The organism is Micromonospora sp. WMMD723 (genome assembly GCF_049863385.1).
Classification (GTDB): Bacteria; Actinomycetota; Actinomycetes; order Mycobacteriales; family Micromonosporaceae; genus Micromonospora; species Micromonospora wenchangensis.
This window is the reverse complement of record NZ_JBMKNR010000006.1, coordinates 1-17,534: the sequence shown is the minus strand read 5'-3', so window position 1 is coordinate 17,534 and position 17,534 is coordinate 1. Positions and strand designations below refer to the sequence as shown.

Sequence of the window (17,534 nt, the reverse complement as noted above, 5' to 3'; positions counted from 1 at the left end):
TTGCAGGTGGGCGCAAGTCGGCGCCCGGAGCGAGTCGTAGCGGTGCTTCGCCGACGGGCGCGGGCAAACACGGAGAGCGCCCGAGGCCACGACCTGGCACCGAGGGCGTGACCCCGGTCGTCAAGGCGACCGCGAACGGCACCGTGCGGGTTGTCGGTGGCCGGGCTGCGCCATTGGCCCGACCACCGCAGCCGGCTGATCTACCGCACCATGCCTATGCGGGTTGCGGGCGCACAACCCCGCTTGCAGAAGGGTCTAGATGACGACCGGAAGCCGCGTCAGGCGCCAGTGGCCGGGCAACTGCATGCGCTCGGTCCGCTCCAGTTCCGCCGGCTCGACGGCGAGCGACAGGTCCGGGATCCGGGTAAGGAGAGCGTCGAAGGCAACTTCCGCCTCCAGCCGGGCCAGCGAGGCGCCGAGACAATAGTGAATGCCATGGCCGAACCCGACGTGCGTCTCGGCCTGACCAGACCGGTGCCGCTGCACATCGAGCCGTTCCGGGTCGGCGTACTGACGCGGGTCGTGGTTGGCCGAGACGAACACGAGCAACACCGCGTCGCCGCGCACGATGCGGGTGCCGGCGATCTCGAGATCCTCGGCGGCGTACCGAAGCCGGCTCGTGTGCACCGGCCCGCACCAGCGCATCAGCTCGTGCACCGCACTCGACACGGAGCCGGGCTCGTCCCGTAGGAGGCGCAGCTGGTCGGGGTGGCGGAGCAGGGCAGCCGTCCCGTTGCTGATCAGATGGGCCGTCGTCTCGTGGCCCGCTAGCACGAGCGTCACCACGAACGTGACGATCTCGATATCGCTGATGCTGCCGTCCTGGTCGCTCTGGCCGCGGATGAGCCCACTCAGCAGGTCGTCCCCCAGCTTCGACCGGCGCGCCCAGATCAACTGGTGGGTGTGCTCGATCATCGCCGGGAACGAGGTGGCGAGGCGCTCTGGCCGCATGGTGATGAGGTCGTCGCCCCACTGCTGCCAGTTGTCCCGTTCCCGCTCGGGGACACCGACGAGATCGCAGATGACGCGAATCGACAGCGGATAGGCGTAGTTCGCGAGCAGATCCACGACGCCATCGGAGGCAAGCTTGGGTAAGCGTTCCAGGAGTCCTTTGGAGATGTTCTCGATCTGTGGCCGGAGATCGAGGATCCGACGGGCGGTGAACTCGCGCGCGACCGTTCTGCGCAGGCGGGTGTGTTCGGGCGGGTCGGTGTCAAGCATCGAACCGAGAAGATAGGAGCGCAACTCCTCGGGGATGGCGAGCATGTCCATCATTTTCGTTCTCGGGTCTTCCGCAGGATCCCCCGGTATCGAAGCCGGCGTGTTCACGAGTCGGCGATCATGCAGCATCACGCGGACATCGTCATAGCGGGTGATGAACCATGCCGGTGTGCCGTCGAGGTACCGTCCGGCAACGACCGGCGCCAGCTCACGCAACCGCCCGTAGCCGCCGAAGGGGTCGGTCATCAGGGCAGGGTCCATCGCGTGCGGCGCTCCGGGAAGCTCCGCCTGCGAGACGAGTGAAGAGGTCGACATTCGCTTCGCCTTCTACTGGCTACGTCAGTCCTGGTGGACTGTGATGGCACGGACCGGGCATCCGGTCTCCGCCTCACTGGCCGAAGGGCTTTCCGCACCATTCTCGCCGGCGGGCAATAGATAGCTGATTCCCACTTCATCCTGGGCGAACACGCCGGGAGCGATCAAGATGCACTGCCCGCTACCGATGCAGCTGTCACGATCGATGCTGATGCGCATTCGGGTCGCCTCCCAATCGGCCTTACTCGGCGGTTCGCGATGAAGACGCTAGCTCGCCGGCATTCTGGCGGGCAAGCTACTCCCAGCTCCGGATGTTCGGTGTGTCCCGCTGGCGGGACACACCGAACGCGAACGGAAAGGATGTCATGAGTTCCGGCGAAAATGTCAGAAACATCGACTCTACACTCACTTCAATCGATGCGTGGTTGACCGACTACATTGCTGCCCATCATCCTGACATCGGTCGCCTCGGGCCCATCTGCCCCTTCGTCACGCCCTCCCGCAAGAACAAGAGCATGGAGTTCCGCGTCCGGCTCGTCGGAGACTCCCCCACCCAGGACCTGCTCGAGGAGATCGCCCGAAGCAGCATGCGCGAGTACGAGCTTGTCTCGTGGCAAGGCCGAAACCCCATGCTGCGTGCGCTCGTGGTGATCCTTCCGGATCTTCGCGCAGAGGACACCGTACTGCTCGACGAGGCGCAACGCCTCGTCAAGGACGAGTTCGTGGCGCACGGACTCATGATCGGCCAGTTCCACGACAACTGCGAGGTGCCCGCGGCGCGGAACCCCGATTTCGCGGTGAGCAGGGCACCGGTGCCGTTGCTGGCGATCCGCGCGATCGCTCTGCACGACATCTTCTTCCTGTCAGAGCATCGACACTGGTTTGAGAAGTACCGGGAGAAGTTCGGCAAGTTCTACACACCGCAGTTCACGGAGATGGACGACCCGGTTCGGGTGGAGCACTACCGGCGCGCGGAGCGCCGCTACAGGGCCCCGGCAAAGTCGTTAGGTGATGCCGAGTAGTGCGAGGGGGCGTGTGCTGTCGCGGGCGTGGTGGCGGTTGGCGGCGGCGATGTTGGTGATGCCGGCGGTGCGCAGGGCGCCGATCGCGGCGTTGCGCAGGGCGGCCATGACCTGAGGGCCAGTGCCGGTGCGGATCTGGGAACGGTCCTCGTCGTAGGTGACGTCCCGGACCCAGTGGATCTTGTTTTCGATGTGCCAGTGGCTGCGGATCCATGCGGCCAGTTGTGCGGGCTTGGCCTGGTGCAGGCGCAGGCTGGTGATCGTGTAGACGGTTTCGGTGGTGAAGCGTTTGGGCTGGTCGAGCCGTCGTCGGCGACGGCGGATCTGCAGCGCCTGCGCGGCGTGGGGGAACTCGATTCCGGTGAAGACGCTGAGGATCTTGAGTGTGCGGATCTCGCGGCGGCCGTGGCCGCGGTCGGTGTCGCGGGCGGCTTGCGGGACCGCCCGCCAGGGCAGGCCGGTCAGTTGGGCGTGCAGGGCGGGCTGGTTGGCCTTGACGGTGAGGATCCAGTCGGCGCCGCGTTCGGCGAGGTAGGCGACGTGGTCGCGTTGGCAGTGCAACGCGTCGACGGTGATCACGGTGTCGCGCAGGTCGCCGATCTGGTCAAGCAACGGCTGGAAGCGGGTGATTTCGTTGGTCTTGCCGTCGACGTCGGTGCTGGCCAGGACCAGACCGCTGGCCTGGTCGCAGGCGGCCAAGACGTGCCGGGCGGCGGCGTAGGCGGTGCGGGATCCACGCAGCGTCTTGCCGTCGACCGCGATCACTCGTCTCGCCGCTGGGGTCTCGACCGTGGATCGAGCGGCGAGCTAGCCACCGATCGCCGCGGTGAGCCGGTCTGCGTCCAAGGCCTGCAACAGCCGGCGAATCATCGCCTCGGACGTGCGCCGATCAGGGTCGATACCCAACGCCAACGCGGTCGAGGCGGGAACATCAGCGACCCACTCGGCGATCGCCGCGTACGAACGGTAGCCGGACACCACGGCGCACACCGCCGCCGTCACCACCACCGTCAGCCGATACCGCACTCCTCGCCGGGCCCGAGAATCCGGCAGCACAGCCAACGCCACCGGCAGTCCAGCAGCGGTTTCAGGCACCGTGACAGCCGGTGCGCACGACAACGACGAGATCAGCGATGATGGCAGCGCGGGCATGGCTCACTTCGGACGGATCAACAAGGCCTCGAGAACCTCGATGATCTTCTGAAGCAGTCATGCCCGCCCTGCTACCACCAGCAAGGGCGCGTCTACTCCAACCACCTCAAGCCAGACACCCCACGACTTTGCCGGGGCCCTGCCGACCGACCCTCCGCCGCATCGCCCGCCCACCCCCTTGATATCATTACGCCGTAAAAAGACGTTCCGGCAAAGGAACCTGACGAGGAGACGGTCGTGGCCCTCTTCGCCGGGCAGGGCAACGTAGGCCGGTCCATGGCTCTGCTGTGGCGCCGGTCCGGGGCCACGCCCGTACGCACGACTCCGGGCCCGAAGCCGGCGCTGAGCGTGGATGCCGTGGTGGATGCGGCCATCTCCCTCGCCGACGCCGATGGGATCGCCGCGGTGTCCATGCGCGCGGTCGGCGAGCGGCTCGGGCGCTCGGGCATGGCGCTGTACACCTATGTGCAGAGCAAGAACGAGCTCGTTGACCTGATGTACGACCGCGCCCTGGCCGAGCTGCCCGCCGCGTACCCACAGGACCATTGGCGTGCGGCGCTCATCTGCTGGGCCGACGACCTGTGCGGGTTCTACCTGCGGCATCCTTGGGCCTTGCAGATGTCGACTGCCCGGCCGGTCCTGGGCCCGCACGAGTACGCAATGTTGAATACCGTACTGGGCATCCTGTACCGCACCGGTTTGTCCTCGACGACGCTGCGCCGGGCCGTCGGAGTCCTGTTCCACTTCGTCCGCGGCGCGGCACAGACCATCGCGGAGGCACGGCAGGCGCCGTCGGCCACCGGCGTCTCGGACGACGAGTGGTGGGCAAGCCGGTCGATGATGCTCGAGGAACTCGCTCCCGACTTCGCCCAGCGCTTCCCCATGGTGATGCGACTCGAGGGAGCCCGGGACGCGCCTGCGGACGAGCCGGGGATGCGGCACGGCGGCGGTGTCCCCCATCAGGAACAGGAGGCCCGAGAGACGTTCCAGGTGGGGCTCACCGTCCTGCTGGATGGAATCGACGCGGCTCGGGCGAGGGCGGTCGCGGAAGGGCCGGAAGAAGGGTGACCCGACCGGCAGCCGGGGGACCGGAGATCCTACCGAGTGCGCGCAGGCGGCGCGCAGCCTCGGTCAGCGCCTCCGAACGCTTGCAGAAGGCGAACCACACCAGCGACCTGCCGGCCTTCGCGGCGACGCAGAACGCGCCCAGCCGCCACGGCAGCAATCCCGCACCGGCAGGGCAGCGACCGGCAGAGAAACCGTACTCCAGCCCCCACCAGCAGCGTTGGTGGTCGGCGATGGCCGAGCGCAGGGCCGGGACGCCGAGGCCGGGAGCGTACTGGTTCTGCCCGCACCGCACCGCGGCGACGGCGGCCGCAGATAGCTCGGCCGGACCGTCGGTGTCAGGAAAGCCTTGACCCACGTTGATGACACCGGTTCGGACAGCCAGTATGGACATCTCCGCGAAGACGATGGTGCCGAACTGGCGCACTCTCGTGACGAGCGGACCCGACGTGGGGCCGCGGGGCGGACGGTCGTACAACGCCCTACTCGGTCACCTCGTCGTCAGGATGAGCAGACGATGAGCATCGACTGCAGCGCGCTCTTTTCCGTGGCCTGCACGGTGAGTTTCCAGTAGTGCTTCGACGCAATCCACATCTTGCTGCCATGTTGCCGGGTCCTGATCATCGAGCCTTTTCCAGGCTGATCTTGCGGCCCAGGATGGGTATGGCAGGCCCGGTGATCGATAGGTGCGAGACTCCAGGTAGGACAGCTTTCGACCAAGACTCGAAGCCCCGACCGGGAGCCTCGCCATGCTGTCCTACCCCGCCACGATTCCGTTGTCCAGCCGCACCCTGAACCACCTCGCCGAACGCATCCGCGGGCACCGTAAACAGCGCCGATCTCGGTGGCGACGCCTCGACCCCGGCCGGCAGACGCTGCTGGCTCTCGCTCACCTGCGCAACGGCGACACCTACACCCGACTCGCGACCGGCTTCCAGATCGGCATCGCCACCGCCTGGCGGTACGTGCAGGATGCGATAGCCCTGCTCGCGACGGCCGCGAACGACCTGGCCACCGCCATGGAACGGATCCGCCGACTGGCGTACGCGATCCTGGATGGCACCCTGATACCGATCGACCGGATTGCCGACCAGCGGCCGTACTACTCCGGGAAACACAAGCGCCACGGCGTGAACGTGCAGGTCATCGCCGATGCCGCTGGCCGGCTCGTCTGGGCTTCGCCGGCGCTGCCCGGTTCGGTTCACGACCTGACCGCAGCCCGAACCCACGGCATCATCGACGCGCTGAGCAGGGCAGACGTGATGACCTTCGCCGATATGGGCTACCAAGGAGCCCGCGGCAGCGTGCGCACGCCTTTCAAGCGGCACCGCTTCCGGCCGAAGCTGTCACGCCGGCAGAAGGCCGTGAACCGCGCCCACGCAAAAATCCGCGCCCGCGGCGAACGCGCGATCGCCACCCTCAAGACCTTGAAGATCCTGAACAAGCTGCGCTGCTGCCCACGACGAGCGACCACGATCGCGCAGGCCATCCTCGTTCTGCACCACGTCGAAGCCAACCGCTACGCAGGATGAAAAGGGCTGTGAAGGTAGGTGTTGGCTGGCCTGGGGCTGGCTGGCAGGGTCAGCGTCATGATCGCGGCTGGGTGTGGCTCATGAAAATGGTGGCCCCACGAGGTGCTCTCAGTGAGATCTGCCCATCCGGTACGTGGTCGGGCGCCGGCCCTGCCCCTCTCGGTGGCTTGATCAGAAGCTTGCCCGGTCCGTTGCAGCGGATCGTGGCTCATCACAGTCCTGCCTCGAGAGCACACATCTCCCGGGCCGACGCCGTCACGACGTCTCCCCGGGAAGGCAGTACGCCGCAATGGCCATCGTCGCAGACCAGTACGACTTCGTCATCGGCGTGGACACCCACGCCGCCTCCCACACGCTCGCCCTGATCACCGCTGGCACCGGCGCAGTCGGGCAGCAGGCTCAGTTCCCGACCAGCCCGTCAGGGCTGCGCCGTGCCGTCGACTGGATCCAACGCCACACCCACCAGGCGCCGACGCTGATCGTCATCGACGGCGCCGGTTCCTACGGCGCCACCTTCACCGAGCAGCTTTCTGCAGCCGGCTTGACCGTCGCCGAGGCCCCCGACGTTGCGGCCACTACCCGGCGTCGCCGTGGCAAGAGCGACGTCGTGGACGCCGTCGCGATGGCTCAAGCAGCTCGTAGCCTTGACATCAACGAACTGTGCTGGCCACGGGCCGGCGGCGATCGCACAGCCCTGCGCGTCCTGACAGCGGCCCGCGAGCAGATGAGCGGCGAACGCACCCGCGCGGTCAACGCGCTGACCGCGCTGCTGCGCACCGTCGACCTCGGCATCGATGCCCGCCGCGCCCTGACCACCTCGACGATCACCGCCGTCGCGGCCTGGCGCACCCGCAGCGACAACCCCACCCTGGCCGTCTGCCGAGCCGAGGCGATCCGGTTGGCGCGTCGCATCCGTGCTCTCGACGCAGAACTCGCCGCCAACCACACCGCGCTGCACGAAGCTGTCACCGCGCAAGCACCACAACTGCTCGCCCTGCCAGGTGTCGGCGCCGTCGTCGCCGCCACCGTTCTGCTGGCCTGGTCCCACCCTGGCCGCGTCCGCTCCGAAGCCGCGATCGCTGCCCTGGCCGGCGCGTCACCGCTACCGGCCTCATCAGGCAACACCACCCGCTACCGGCTCAACCGCGGCGGCGACCGACGCCTCAACCGAGCGCTCTACACCGTCGCGCTGGTCCGCATGGGCCACGACCCTCGCACCCGCGACTACGTGACCCGGCGCACCCGCGAGGGACGCACCAAACGCGAGATCATGCGCAGCCTCAAGCGCTACATCAGCCGGCAACTCTTCCGGACCCTGAACAGCGCCCACTCAGCCACCAGCACCACTTGACAGCTATAGAAGCATCTCACTGTCTCGCCCCGGTGAGATGCAGCAGAGCCCGCGCCGCGAGGCGGTAACCGAAAGAGCCCATTCCCACGATCACGCCACTGGCCAGCGGGGCGATCACCGACTCGTGGCGGAATTGATCCCGCGCCCACACGTTACTGAGGTGAACCTCGACCCACGGCGGCGCATAGCTGGCGAGGGCATCCCGTAGGCTCCAGCCCGCAATCATCAGCGCGCCCGGGTTCACAATCGCACCCACCGTGTCGAGCCGGTGTTCGTGGATGGCCCCGACGAGTTCGCCCTTGCCGTCGCGCTGGATGGAGAGCACCTCCCATCCGCGCTGGCGCACCTCGTCCCCCACCGCCTTCTCGATGTCCGCGAGGGTGTCCGTGCCGTAGATTTCGGGTTCACGCTCACCCAGGATGCCGAGGTTCCGACCGTTAAGCACAAGCAGGAGCCCATAGGTCCATGATGTTCGGTGGCCCCGTGCCGCGGTATCACCAGATACGGTAACCCTGCGCGCCGCATTCAGCCGGCGGGGGGCGTCGTTTCCGGTCGCGCGCCGGCTCGGTTGTCCGCGCGCGCGGGATCGAGCGCCGCCTGCCCAGGACCGGAGTCCTGCGTCGTGATCTCGGGATCGTTCTTCGCCAGCGACGCGTCGGCCTCACGGTCAATGCGGGCGACCGCGAAGCGTAGGAGCGGCGGCGCCATCAGTGAGGTCGCGATGGCAACCAACACGATGACGGTGTACGTGTCCGGGGTCAGTACACCGAGCCGCAGCCCGGTCATCGCCACGATCACCTCGATGACTCCGCGGGAGTTCATGCCCGCACCCAGTGCCAGCCCCTCCCAACGGCTCATCCGGCTGAGCCGAGCACCGAGATAGGCCCCGGCGAACTTGCCCACGATCGCCACGAGCAGCACCACCGCCGCGGTCAGCAACACCACCGGTTTGGCGAGTGCCGTGAGATCCATTCGCAGGCCCGCGGTGGCGAAGAAGACGGGTGCGAGGAAGGCCAGCACCGTGGTACGCAGGGGCGCCAGCTTCGCCGCGTCGAGTTCGCCACTCGAGCCGATGAGGACACCGCAGACGAACGCTCCGAACACCGGCTCAAGCTCCAGTGCCTGCGTCGCAGCTGCCGCCAGTAGAATGAGCAGAGCGACGGTGGCAACCGTCGTGGCCGCCTCCGCCGACCGGTTCGCCAGGCGCAGCGCCCAGCGGACCAGGGGGCGAGCGACGAACACCGCGACTAGGACCACCGCGACCGGATGAAGCAGCGCTTGCGTGGCCCCGCCGGCAGTGAGCCCTGATGCAGCCATCGCGGAGACGACCGACAGCAGGAACCAGCCGACCACGTCGTCCACGACGCCGGCCGCGAGGGTGAGCTGGCCGACGCCGCGGTGCAGCAGGTTCATGTCGATCAACGTCTTGGCGATTACCGGGATGGCGCTGACGCACATCGCCACACCGAGGAACAGTGAGAACGTAGCGGCGTCCACACCGTCGGGCACCATCGAGCGCGGGAGCAGGTACCCGGTGGCGACGCCAAGGCCGAGGGGTATCAGCAGGCCGCCGAGGCTCACCCGCACCGCGGTGGCGCCACGCCGGCGGACCAGGCCGAATTTCAGCTCGATACCGGTGATGCCGACGAGCAGGACCACGCCGATCTGCCCGACCGCGTCGAGCAGGTGCATCTGCTCGGGATCCGACGGCAGCAGCCATCCCGAGAAGCCGGGCGCCACCGCTTGCAGCAGCGACGGCCCGACGATGACGCCGGCCGCAAGCTCGCCGACAATGGCGGGCATGCCGAAGCGCATGGCCAGCCGCCCCAGACCGAGCGCGAGGCCGAGCAACACGCAGATCTGCAGCAGGAGCAAGAGCATCGAATGCGAGGCGATCGTGGGTAGGGGTGCGGCGTACAACGGCATGGGGGTAGTCACGTGGGTCTCACCCTCGGCTGCTCAGCGGGAAACGGAGGCGATCTCGGGCAACGAACGGACCACGTCGTCGCAACGACCGGCCGGCGGCAGTCGGTGTGCGTGGCCGGTACGTGCCCGCACATCTCGCTGGCGTACCTGCTGGACCGTCGCGGTGACCGAATCGTACGGAGGGGGCATACTCGTCGATTCCCTGTGGACGGGCGACTGCCTGGAGGCAACGTAACGCCTGGGCCACGAGCAATCATCGCCAACTCTGGTATCACCTCGGCACCGTCGGCAACGGCGGCAGTCCGGACAGCAGCATCCCGAGCAGTGGCGTCAGGTCGGTGATCGATCGCAGTCGGCGGGTGGCCGGACGCAGGGAAACATTCATCCTTGGCCTGCTTCACGTCTTGGTGACGGCAATCAGCTGTGGCCCGTGTGAGGTTGCTGGCGAAGCTCTGCCGGTGGCTGGTCGTCCAGGATCTGGTGCCGGAGCGCCACGCCTCCGCCAGCGGAGCCACGTGGTCGACGTCGGACGCGGCCGTCCAGGTCGCGTCGTCGTAGGGGCTATGCCAGGTCCCCGAGACCGCGGCGCAGGCAAAGTCAGTCACGACGGTCGTGCCGTCGCGCTTGAGTACGGTCTCCTGGGTGTCGCCGGCGCCCCTGATGGTGGCCCAGTGCGGGGACAGGTCACGGAGTACCCGGACGGCGTTCCCTCACTGGTGAAGGTCAGCGCGTCGAGCTGGCTCTGTGCCGTCGACTTGCCGGGAATGTTCGGCGGGGTCGCGACGGCGGCCGCCGGGAGCCGCGTCACGGAGAGCGTAGACGCGGCGCAGAAGGCCGCGAGCATCGCCGCGCCGGCGCATGGGCGGATCGAAGAGCACCCGCTGATCTCGTCTCATAACGCGGGGCGCGGGGTGCATGATCTACGGGTTCGCGGCGCTGGCGATGCGGTTGAGGGCCGTCTTGGCGAGCCGACGGATCTCCAACCGGTCCGGGTTGCGCACGTTGACAAAGGACAGCACGTCGCCCTTGAGTGAGATGGCCCAGCAGCCCTCGATCCGGTAGGGGTCTGCAGTCGTCAGCCAGCGCGCGAAGGTGACGTCGTCCTCTTCCTCGAGCTCGAGCTTCCGCACGTCGAACTGAGCACCGTCATTCAGCTCCATGCGGTACTCCCAACAGTCGCGCAGGGCGGTCCGGAACTGCTCGTAGACCTGCGCACCGGTCCCGTCCTCGAATTCCGTGACGTTGTGGAAGACCACGAGCCCGGCGCCGCTGGTGAACAATGCGGCGGCGTGGTTCTTGGTCGCCGGGTGCGAGCCGCGGCTCAGCGCGTTGATAATGTCGATCAGGGTGCGGCCCTGTTCGTCACCGGAGAGGAAAACGGGGTCATAGGCCGCGCTCGGCTCCTCCCCGAAAAAGGAGTCGTCAAGATCTTCCTCGGTCAGCAACAGATGCTCGAAGGCCGTCGCCGTCATCGCGCCTCTCCCATCTGCCGCACCAGGCTCAGCGGCCGCATGTCGGTCCATTTCTCCTCGATGTAGTCGAGGCACGTCTGACGGTTCGTTTCGGTGACCACGACCGCCCATCCTGCGGGGACGTCAGCGAAAGCCGGCCACAGCGAGTACTGGCCCTCCTCGTTGATGAGCACGAGGTAGGTGCCATCCGGGTCTTCGAAGGGGTTCGACATGAGGCTCCCAACGGAAATGAATTCGATGCTCGGCAGCGTGGCCGGCACGGCGATGGACATACCTACGAATTTCCTGCCACCCCGACGGAGTCAACCCAGGAATCACAGAACGCCATTCTTACCCGCTATTCCGCACCACTTTCTCAATGAACCATAACATCAGTCGGGCGCCATTTCCAAGACTCGTTCGACAATGCCGGAGAAACGATCCGGGCTCGGGCGGAGGGGGCCGGCGCGACCCCGGCGCCGGCACCGGTCGTCGTCCCGCCGGCGGGACGACGACCGAACATGACCAGGCCACACTGATGCGCGTGAGTGCATGGAGCATCGGCCGGATGTCGGCGGGGAACTCCGTGTCCGCGACGACACCGCCGAACACCGTCCGGCCCCAGCAGGACACCCACAAAGACCTACCCGACGACCGGCGGCTGCCGCGAACGCCGGGCGACGACCCGCGCGCCGAACGCCAGGAGCGAGATCACCGCCAGCGCGAGGAGTAACAAGACCATTCAAATGGTAGTCACGCTTGGTGGCCTCTCGGTTGCCGCGGACGTACCCGCTCGAGTGCTGCGGCGAGAACGGCGCCCACCTGCGCCAGGGACACCGGACGACTCAGCATAGTTCCGTGGTCGCCGGTGACCAGGTGCGTCTCGACCCGGCCGGTCAGGTAGGGCACCCAGGCTGCCGCCGTCGCCTCCGGGTCCTGCTGGTCAGTTGTGGCCAACAGCAGGATGTCACCGTCGAACACCGCGGGGCGATAGTCGATCATGAGGTGCGTGTTGTTCGTGAAGATGGCCATGATGGACCGGAGACGCTGCTCGTCGAGTGAACCCATGGCGCTGCCCCGGTCCTGCAGGATTGCCATCACGTTGTCGAACGTGAAGGCTTCGTCCGCCAGCGACTCCGGGTCGAACGCGACGAGCCGGAGCAGGTACTCCAGATGCGATCGCATCTCGTCCGCACCCAGGCCCGGCACGCCCTCGTGAGTGAGGTCTTGCCAACCGGGGTGCACGTCGAGCACCGCGAGCAGCGCCACCGTCCGGCCACGGCGCTGCAGCTCCGTCGCCACGGCATGCGCCGCGAGCCCCCCGAACGACCATCCCAGAATACGGTACGGCCCGTTGGGCCAGATCCGCTCGACCTGGTCGGCATAGTCAGCCGCCATCTCCGTCAGCGAGGCGGGCAACGCCTCGGTCGGCTGGTCCAGCCCCCGTGCCTGCACCGCATAGACGGGCGTATCGGCGCCGAGGTGCCGGATCAGGCCCACGTACGACCACCCGATTCCCCCGCCGGGGTGTAGGCAGAACAGTGGCGGTTGGTCTCCGCCGCCGCGCAACGCGAGCATGACCTCGTAACCGCTGCCAGAGTCCTCGATGTCCAGTCGGCCGGCGACTCCAGCCGGTGTCGGTGCCTCGAACAGCGCTCGCAAGCCCAGATTCACGCCGAATGTCGCCTTGATGCGGGAGATAAGCCGGGTGGCCAGCAGCGAGTGTCCGCCAAGATCGAAGAAATCGTCGTCGAGCCCCACCGCGGACACGCCGAGCAGCTCAGCGAACAGCTCGCACAGCACCTGTTCCTGCGGCGTGCGCGGTGCCCGCGAGAGGCGGCTGGACCGCAGGTCGTGCTGCGGCAGGGCGGCCCGGTTCAGCTTTCCGTTCGGGGTGAGCGGAAGGGCATCGAGGGGTACGAACGTCGACGGCACCATGTACGCGGGCAGATGCTCCCGAGCGAACTCTCGCAGCGCGGTGACGAGCTCGGCGTCATGGTGTGTCGCCGTCGGGTCGTTCACGAAGCGCCTCAATGATGCGCGCTCATCCGATGGCCGGCCGGACACCGCCGGAGCGCCGCAACCGGCCACCGGGACGGGCGAGGCCTCGTCGGGAGCCATTGCGGGGTCGACAAACTCCACATCGATGCGGTCACGCGCGGTGTCGGACCACCGGACAGAGACCCGATAGGACAGTCGTTCTCCCCACTCGTACCAGTCCTCCACGGTGGCCTCCGCGGGCGGCACCGGCGCCATGTCACCGGTGGTGAGCGCATTGGCCAACGCGACCTCCGCGGCGACGCGCGGGTTCGGTGCTCCCACGAGGAGCAGACGCGGCGGACGGTCGCGCTCGAGCCGGGCCACGACCGCGGCCACTCCGCCGGCCGCCGCCCAGTCCAGCGTCGGCGGCCCAACCGTGGCCTTCGGGGCTCCGGTCCACTTGCGCAGTACCACGTCGTAGCGGAACTTTGTCAGCTCGGTGTCGTGCCGGCCGCGCTTGAGACGCACCGACACGTCGCCGAGCTCCGGCAACCGGGAGCGCAGGGCGGTGAAGAAGTCCGGGTCAATGAGGAGTTCCTTCTCGAGCCGGATGGCCTGGGCCACCGCGTCACGCAGTTCCGCGGGGTCGGTCGAGCCGAGCCGCGCCGCTTGCACCCCCACGGTGAGAGCGTCCAGCAGGCGCAGGTTGCGGACGTCGCCGATGAACACGGCGCCGCCTGGAGCGAGCAGCCGCAGCGCACCCTCCAGCACGTCGACGAGGTAGTCCACGTGGGGAAAGTACTGGACCACCGAGTTCACCACGACGGTGTCGAAGTGGCCGCGGGGAAGGTCGTCGAGCTCGTGCGCTGCCCGGGTATGCAGATGAACCCGCTCGGCGACCTCAGGCTGGCCCGCCAGTCGCCGCCGCAGCGTGTCGATGACCCGCCCGGCGAAGTCCGTCGCCACGTACTCGACGACGTCGGGCGCCAGGTGCGCGAGCAGGAGGCCAGTGCCGACACCGATCTCCAGGACGCGTTGGGGCCGCAGCTCGCGGATGCGCTCGAGGGTCCGGTCCCGCCACTCCACCATCGCCGCACGGGCGATGGGTGCCCCGTCGTAGCTGCTGTTCCAGCCGGTGAAGTCCTCACCGAGGTCGTCGTCGCCGGTCGTCTCGTACAGTGCGTCGTGTACCTGCTGCCAGTCGCTGACCTGCTCCTTCTCGAGCGCGACATCGCGCTCGGCCGGTCCCGTCACGACATAGGCGACCAGCCGCTGGTCGTCGGCCACGTCGTCACGCACGACGGCCGCGACCTGTGTCACCGCGGGGTGCTGCAGGAGCACTGCCTCGACCTCACCAGGCTCGATGCGGAACCCGCGCAGCTTCACCTGGTGGTCGACCCGACCCATGTACTCGAGCACGTATTCCGTCGTCCACCGCGCGAGATCACCCGTGCGGTACATACGCTGCCCCGGCACACCGTAGGGACACGCGACGAACCGCTCGGCGCTCAACCCTGGTCGGTGGAGGTATCCGCGGGCGATGCCCGTGCCGGCGAGGTACAGCTCGCCAACCACGCCGGGCGGGACAGGCTGCAGGTTGGCGTCCAGCACGTAGGTGGACATGTTGGCCATCGGCCGCCCGATAGGCACCGAGTGTCCCAGCCCGGCCGCGTCGGCCGCCGGTACCGGGTGGTAGCTGGCGAACGTCGTCGCCTCGGTAGGGCCGTAGCCGTCGACCACTACGAGGCCGGGGTGCGCGTCGAGCACCCGCCGCACCGCCGCGACCGGTACCGCCTCGCCGCCGGCCCACACCTGCTGCACCTGCGCGAAGCATTCCGGTTCGAGGTCGGCTACCAGGTTGAACAGCGAGCTGGTCAGCCATAGTGAGGTGATACCGCGGCCCGCGATCGCGTCGGCTAGGGCGTGCGCATCGAGCTCGCCGGCCGGGGCCACCTCGATGCGTCCGCCCGACAGCAGCGGAACCCACAGCTCATACGTGGAGAGGTCGAAGGCGACGGGCGAGTGGAGCAGCACACGACGCTGGGCCGGAGAACGCCAGCACGGATCCGCCACGAAGTCGACGATGTTGCGGTGGGTCACCACCACGCCCTTGGGGCGCCCCGTCGAGCCGGAGGTGTACATGACGTACGCCGCGTCGTCACCGTCGAGATCGACCCGCGGGAGCGGAGCCGCGGTGACCGCCTCCGGTTCCGGAGCGAGCACGCGCACCGGGGTGTCTGCTTCGCTGTCCGGCAGCGACGCCGCGTCGGTCAGCAAGAGCACCGCGTTCGTCTCCGCCAGTACAAGCCGCTGCCGGGAGTCGGGATAGCGCGGATCCAGGGGCACGTAGGCCGCACCGGCGCGCAGCACGGCCAGGACGGCGACGACCAGCGCTCGCGACCGTTGCATGAGCACGGCCACCGACGTGCCCCGACCGACGCCGCCTGCTACCAGCTCGGCCGCCAGCCGTGCCGACCAGTCCTCGAGTTCCGCATAGGTCACGGTCGCACGCTCGTCGGCCACCGCCACCGCGTCGGGCGTGGCCGCGACCTGCTCGGTGAACAGGTCGACGACGCTGGCCCGGCGTACCGGCGCGACGAGGCCGACGGCGGCGGCGAGGGCCTGCCGCCGGTCGTGGGCGGCCAGCAGCTCCAGCCGGCTGATCGGCCGGTCCAGGTCGGCGACCGCGGACTCGAGAAGCTGCAGCCATCGGCCGAACAGGTCGCGGACCGTCGCGGCGTCGTAGAGGTCGCTCGCGTACTCGACCACGCCGCTCACGCCGTCCGGGCCGCCGTCCGGGCCGCGCTTCTCGGCGAGGCTGAAGAACAGGTCGAACTTGGCGGTACCGGTGCGACCGGGCGCGACGTCCACGCGCAGGCCCGGGAACTCGAACACGGCATCGGTGGCGTTCTGCAGCGCCAGCATCACGCCGAAGAACGGGTGCCGGCCCAACGACCGGGGCGGGTTGAGCCTTTCCACCAGATACTCGAACGGCACGTCCTGGTGGGCGTACGCCGCCAATGAGGTATCCCGGACCTGGGCCACGAGCTCGACGAATGTCGGGTCGTCGGAGAGATCGGTGCGGAGCACCAACGTGTTGACGAAGAAGCCGACCAGGTCGTCCAGGCTCTGGTCGGTACGCCCGGCAATGGGGCTGCCGATCAGGATGTCGTCGCCACCGCCGAGGCGGTTGAGCAGGGCCGACATGCCCGCCTGCAGGACCATGAAGAGCGTCGCACCCGACCGCCGTGCCAGATCGGCGAGTCGCACGTGTAGGGCCGCGGGTATCTGCACGGCGACGTAGTCGCCGTGGTAGGAGGCGACGGCTGGACGCGGCCGGTCCGTGGGTAGCTCCAGGTCGGTCGGCGCGTCAGAGAGCTGGTGCGTCCAGTACCGCAGCTGGCGCGCCAACAGGCTGTCCGGGTCATTATGGTCGCCGAGGAGCTCGTTCTGCCACAGCGTGTAGTCCGCGTACTGCACCGGCAGTTCGTCCCACTCCGGTTGGGCGCCCACTGTGCGCGCTGCGTACGCCCGGGCGAGGTCACCGGCGAGCGGACCCAGCGACCAGCCGTCCCCCGCGATGTGGTGCAGCACCAGCAGCAGTACGTGCACGTTGGTGGCGAGCCGGAACAGGTCGGCGCGCAGCGGCGGCTGCGATGCCAGGTCGAACGGGTACCGTGCGGCCTTCTCCAGAACCGCCGGCAGCTCGTCGTCGGTGACGTGGTGCTCGGCGAGCGCCGGGGTCGCCGAGCCCGCGTCGAGCACGAACTGGTACGGCACTCCCGCATCGTCTGAGAAAATTGTCCGCAGGCTCTCGTGCCGGGCCACGACGTCGGCCAGCGCGTCCTGCAACGCCTGCCGGTCGAGGTCGCCGGTCAGCCGGAGTCCGAGCGGGATGTTGTAGGTGGGACTCGGGCCTTCCATCTGATGGATGAACCACAGCCGGCGCTGGGCGAACGACAGCGGAAGGCGGTCCGGGCGCGGCCGTCGCGCCGGCGCGGTCCGGGCCTGCGCCGCGTCGTCGAGGTGCGCGGCGATACCGGCGGGGGTGGCGGCCTCGAACAGGGTGCGTAGCGGCAACTCCACGCCGAACGTCGCCCGCAGCCGCGCGATCAGCTGGGTGGCCAGCAGCGAGTGGCCGCCGAGGTCGAAGAAGCCGTCGTGCACTCCCACCCGCGCCGTGCCGAGCACCTGCGCGAAGAGATCGCAGACGATCTGCTCCTGCGGGGTACGCGCCGCCCGGCCCGACCCTCTGCCGAGGATGTCGGGGGCCGGCAGGGCGTCGCGGTTCAGCTTCCCGTTCGGGGTCAGTGGCAGAGCGTTCAGCGGCACAAATGCCGCGGGCATCATGTAGTCCGGGAGCCGGTCGCGCAGATGCTCCCGGAGCCGGCCAATGAGCGCCCCGGTGCTGCGGCCGGTCAGCGGGCTGTTGGTGAACGACGACAGCGCAGCTCGGGACAGCGGTGAGATCGCGGGACGGTACAGCTCGGCGGGCGGCCCGCCGGGGTCGGCCGCCCCG

Annotated in this window: 13 protein-coding genes and 1 pseudogene; 4 read left to right on the top strand and 10 right to left on the bottom strand. The window is 68.4% G+C overall.

Translation table 11 applies throughout. The annotated features are described in order from the left end of the window. Positions 1–255 precede the first annotated feature (255 nt). A complete protein-coding gene (locus ACN261_RS32245; RefSeq protein WP_421483180.1) occupies positions 256–1,467 on the bottom strand; it encodes a cytochrome P450 family protein in 1,212 nt (403 codons plus the stop codon). Positions 1,468–1,560: 93 nt separating this feature from the next. Next, positions 1,561–1,755, bottom strand: a complete 195-nt coding sequence (locus tag ACN261_RS32240) for a ferredoxin (protein ID WP_421483181.1) — start codon at positions 1,753–1,755, stop codon at positions 1,561–1,563. 146 nt (positions 1,756–1,901) lie between these two features. Here ACN261_RS32240 and ACN261_RS32235 point away from each other — a divergent pair, with 146 nt between their 5' ends. After that, positions 1,902–2,558, top strand: coding sequence for a DUF6875 domain-containing protein (locus ACN261_RS32235; protein WP_421483182.1), 657 nt, complete (start codon positions 1,902–1,904; stop codon positions 2,556–2,558). Here ACN261_RS32235 and ACN261_RS32230 read toward each other — a convergent pair. After that, positions 2,541–3,323: an ISAs1 family transposase gene (locus ACN261_RS32230; protein ID WP_425853763.1), complete on the bottom strand. Its 783-nt coding sequence runs from the start codon at positions 3,321–3,323 to the stop codon at positions 2,541–2,543. The genes ACN261_RS32235 and ACN261_RS32230 overlap by 18 nt on opposite strands. 42 nt (positions 3,324–3,365) lie before the next feature. Then, positions 3,366–3,710, bottom strand: a complete 345-nt coding sequence (locus tag ACN261_RS32225) for a transposase family protein (RefSeq protein WP_421483184.1) — start codon at positions 3,708–3,710, stop codon at positions 3,366–3,368. A 237-nt stretch (positions 3,711–3,947) separates the two neighbouring features. On the opposite strand from ACN261_RS32225, the gene ACN261_RS32220 reads away from it, so the two are divergent. Further along, positions 3,948–4,778: a TetR/AcrR family transcriptional regulator gene (locus tag ACN261_RS32220; RefSeq protein WP_421483185.1), complete on the top strand. Its 831-nt coding sequence runs from the start codon at positions 3,948–3,950 to the stop codon at positions 4,776–4,778. A gap of 186 nt (positions 4,779–4,964) precedes the next feature. Here the strand turns inward: ACN261_RS32220 and ACN261_RS32215 are convergent. Next, a pseudogene (locus tag ACN261_RS32215) lies at positions 4,965–5,169 on the bottom strand (aminotransferase); the annotation flags it as partial. 355 nt (positions 5,170–5,524) lie between these two features. On the opposite strand from ACN261_RS32215, the gene ACN261_RS32210 reads away from it, so the two are divergent. Both ACN261_RS32210 and ACN261_RS32205 read left to right on the top strand, forming a co-directional pair. After that, positions 5,525–6,307 (top strand): transposase family protein, encoded by a 783-nt coding sequence (locus tag ACN261_RS32210; protein ID WP_425853762.1) that lies wholly within the window; start codon positions 5,525–5,527, stop codon positions 6,305–6,307. Between the two features lie 289 nt (positions 6,308–6,596). Continuing rightward, positions 6,597–7,658: an IS110 family transposase gene (locus ACN261_RS32205; RefSeq protein WP_421483187.1), complete on the top strand. Its 1,062-nt coding sequence runs from the start codon at positions 6,597–6,599 to the stop codon at positions 7,656–7,658. Positions 7,659–7,674: 16 nt separating this feature from the next. Here ACN261_RS32205 and ACN261_RS32200 read toward each other — a convergent pair whose 3' ends face one another. From ACN261_RS32200 to ACN261_RS32180, 5 genes are all read right to left on the bottom strand, one after another. Continuing rightward, positions 7,675–8,109: a type II 3-dehydroquinate dehydratase gene (locus ACN261_RS32200; RefSeq protein ID WP_421486858.1), complete on the bottom strand. Its 435-nt coding sequence runs from the start codon at positions 8,107–8,109 to the stop codon at positions 7,675–7,677. Between the two features lie 74 nt (positions 8,110–8,183). Next, on the bottom strand, positions 8,184–9,539 hold the full coding sequence (locus tag ACN261_RS32195) for a cation:proton antiporter (RefSeq protein ID WP_421483188.1): 1,356 nt from the start codon (positions 9,537–9,539) through the stop codon (positions 8,184–8,186). Between the two features lie 965 nt (positions 9,540–10,504). Continuing rightward, on the bottom strand, positions 10,505–11,056 hold the full coding sequence (locus ACN261_RS32190; RefSeq protein ID WP_421483189.1) for a hypothetical protein: 552 nt from the start codon (positions 11,054–11,056) through the stop codon (positions 10,505–10,507). Continuing rightward, positions 11,053–11,328: an MbtH family protein gene (locus ACN261_RS32185; protein ID WP_425853761.1), complete on the bottom strand. Its 276-nt coding sequence runs from the start codon at positions 11,326–11,328 to the stop codon at positions 11,053–11,055. The genes ACN261_RS32190 and ACN261_RS32185 overlap by 4 nt, the downstream gene beginning before the upstream one ends. A gap of 460 nt (positions 11,329–11,788) precedes the next feature. Continuing rightward, positions 11,789–17,362, bottom strand: a complete 5,574-nt coding sequence (locus tag ACN261_RS32180) for an amino acid adenylation domain-containing protein (RefSeq protein WP_425853760.1) — start codon at positions 17,360–17,362, stop codon at positions 11,789–11,791. Between the last annotated feature and the right edge of the window lie 172 nt (positions 17,363–17,534).

Bases quoted from the DNA above. Each gene is read 5' to 3' on its own strand.
- ACN261_RS32225 (WP_421483184.1), bottom strand. From the start codon at position 3,710: ATGCCCGCGCTGCCATCATCGCTGATCTCGTCGTTGTCGTGCGCACCG.
- ACN261_RS32205 (WP_421483187.1), top strand. From the start codon at position 6,597: ATGGCCATCGTCGCAGACCAGTACGACTTCGTCATCGGCGTGGACACC.
- ACN261_RS32190 (WP_421483189.1), bottom strand. From the start codon at position 11,056: ATGACGGCGACGGCCTTCGAGCATCTGTTGCTGACCGAGGAAGATCTT.
- ACN261_RS32240 (WP_421483181.1), bottom strand. From the start codon at position 1,755: ATGCGCATCAGCATCGATCGTGACAGCTGCATCGGTAGCGGGCAGTGC.
- ACN261_RS32210 (WP_425853762.1), top strand. From the start codon at position 5,525: ATGCTGTCCTACCCCGCCACGATTCCGTTGTCCAGCCGCACCCTGAAC.
- ACN261_RS32195 (WP_421483188.1), bottom strand. From the start codon at position 9,539: ATGCTCTTGCTCCTGCTGCAGATCTGCGTGTTGCTCGGCCTCGCGCTC.
- ACN261_RS32235 (WP_421483182.1), top strand. From the start codon at position 1,902: ATGAGTTCCGGCGAAAATGTCAGAAACATCGACTCTACACTCACTTCA.
- ACN261_RS32245 (WP_421483180.1), bottom strand. From the start codon at position 1,467: ATGACCGACCCCTTCGGCGGCTACGGGCGGTTGCGTGAGCTGGCGCCG.
- ACN261_RS32185 (WP_425853761.1), bottom strand. From the start codon at position 11,328: ATGTCCATCGCCGTGCCGGCCACGCTGCCGAGCATCGAATTCATTTCC.
- ACN261_RS32180 (WP_425853760.1), bottom strand. From the start codon at position 17,362: ATGCCCGCGGCATTTGTGCCGCTGAACGCTCTGCCACTGACCCCGAAC.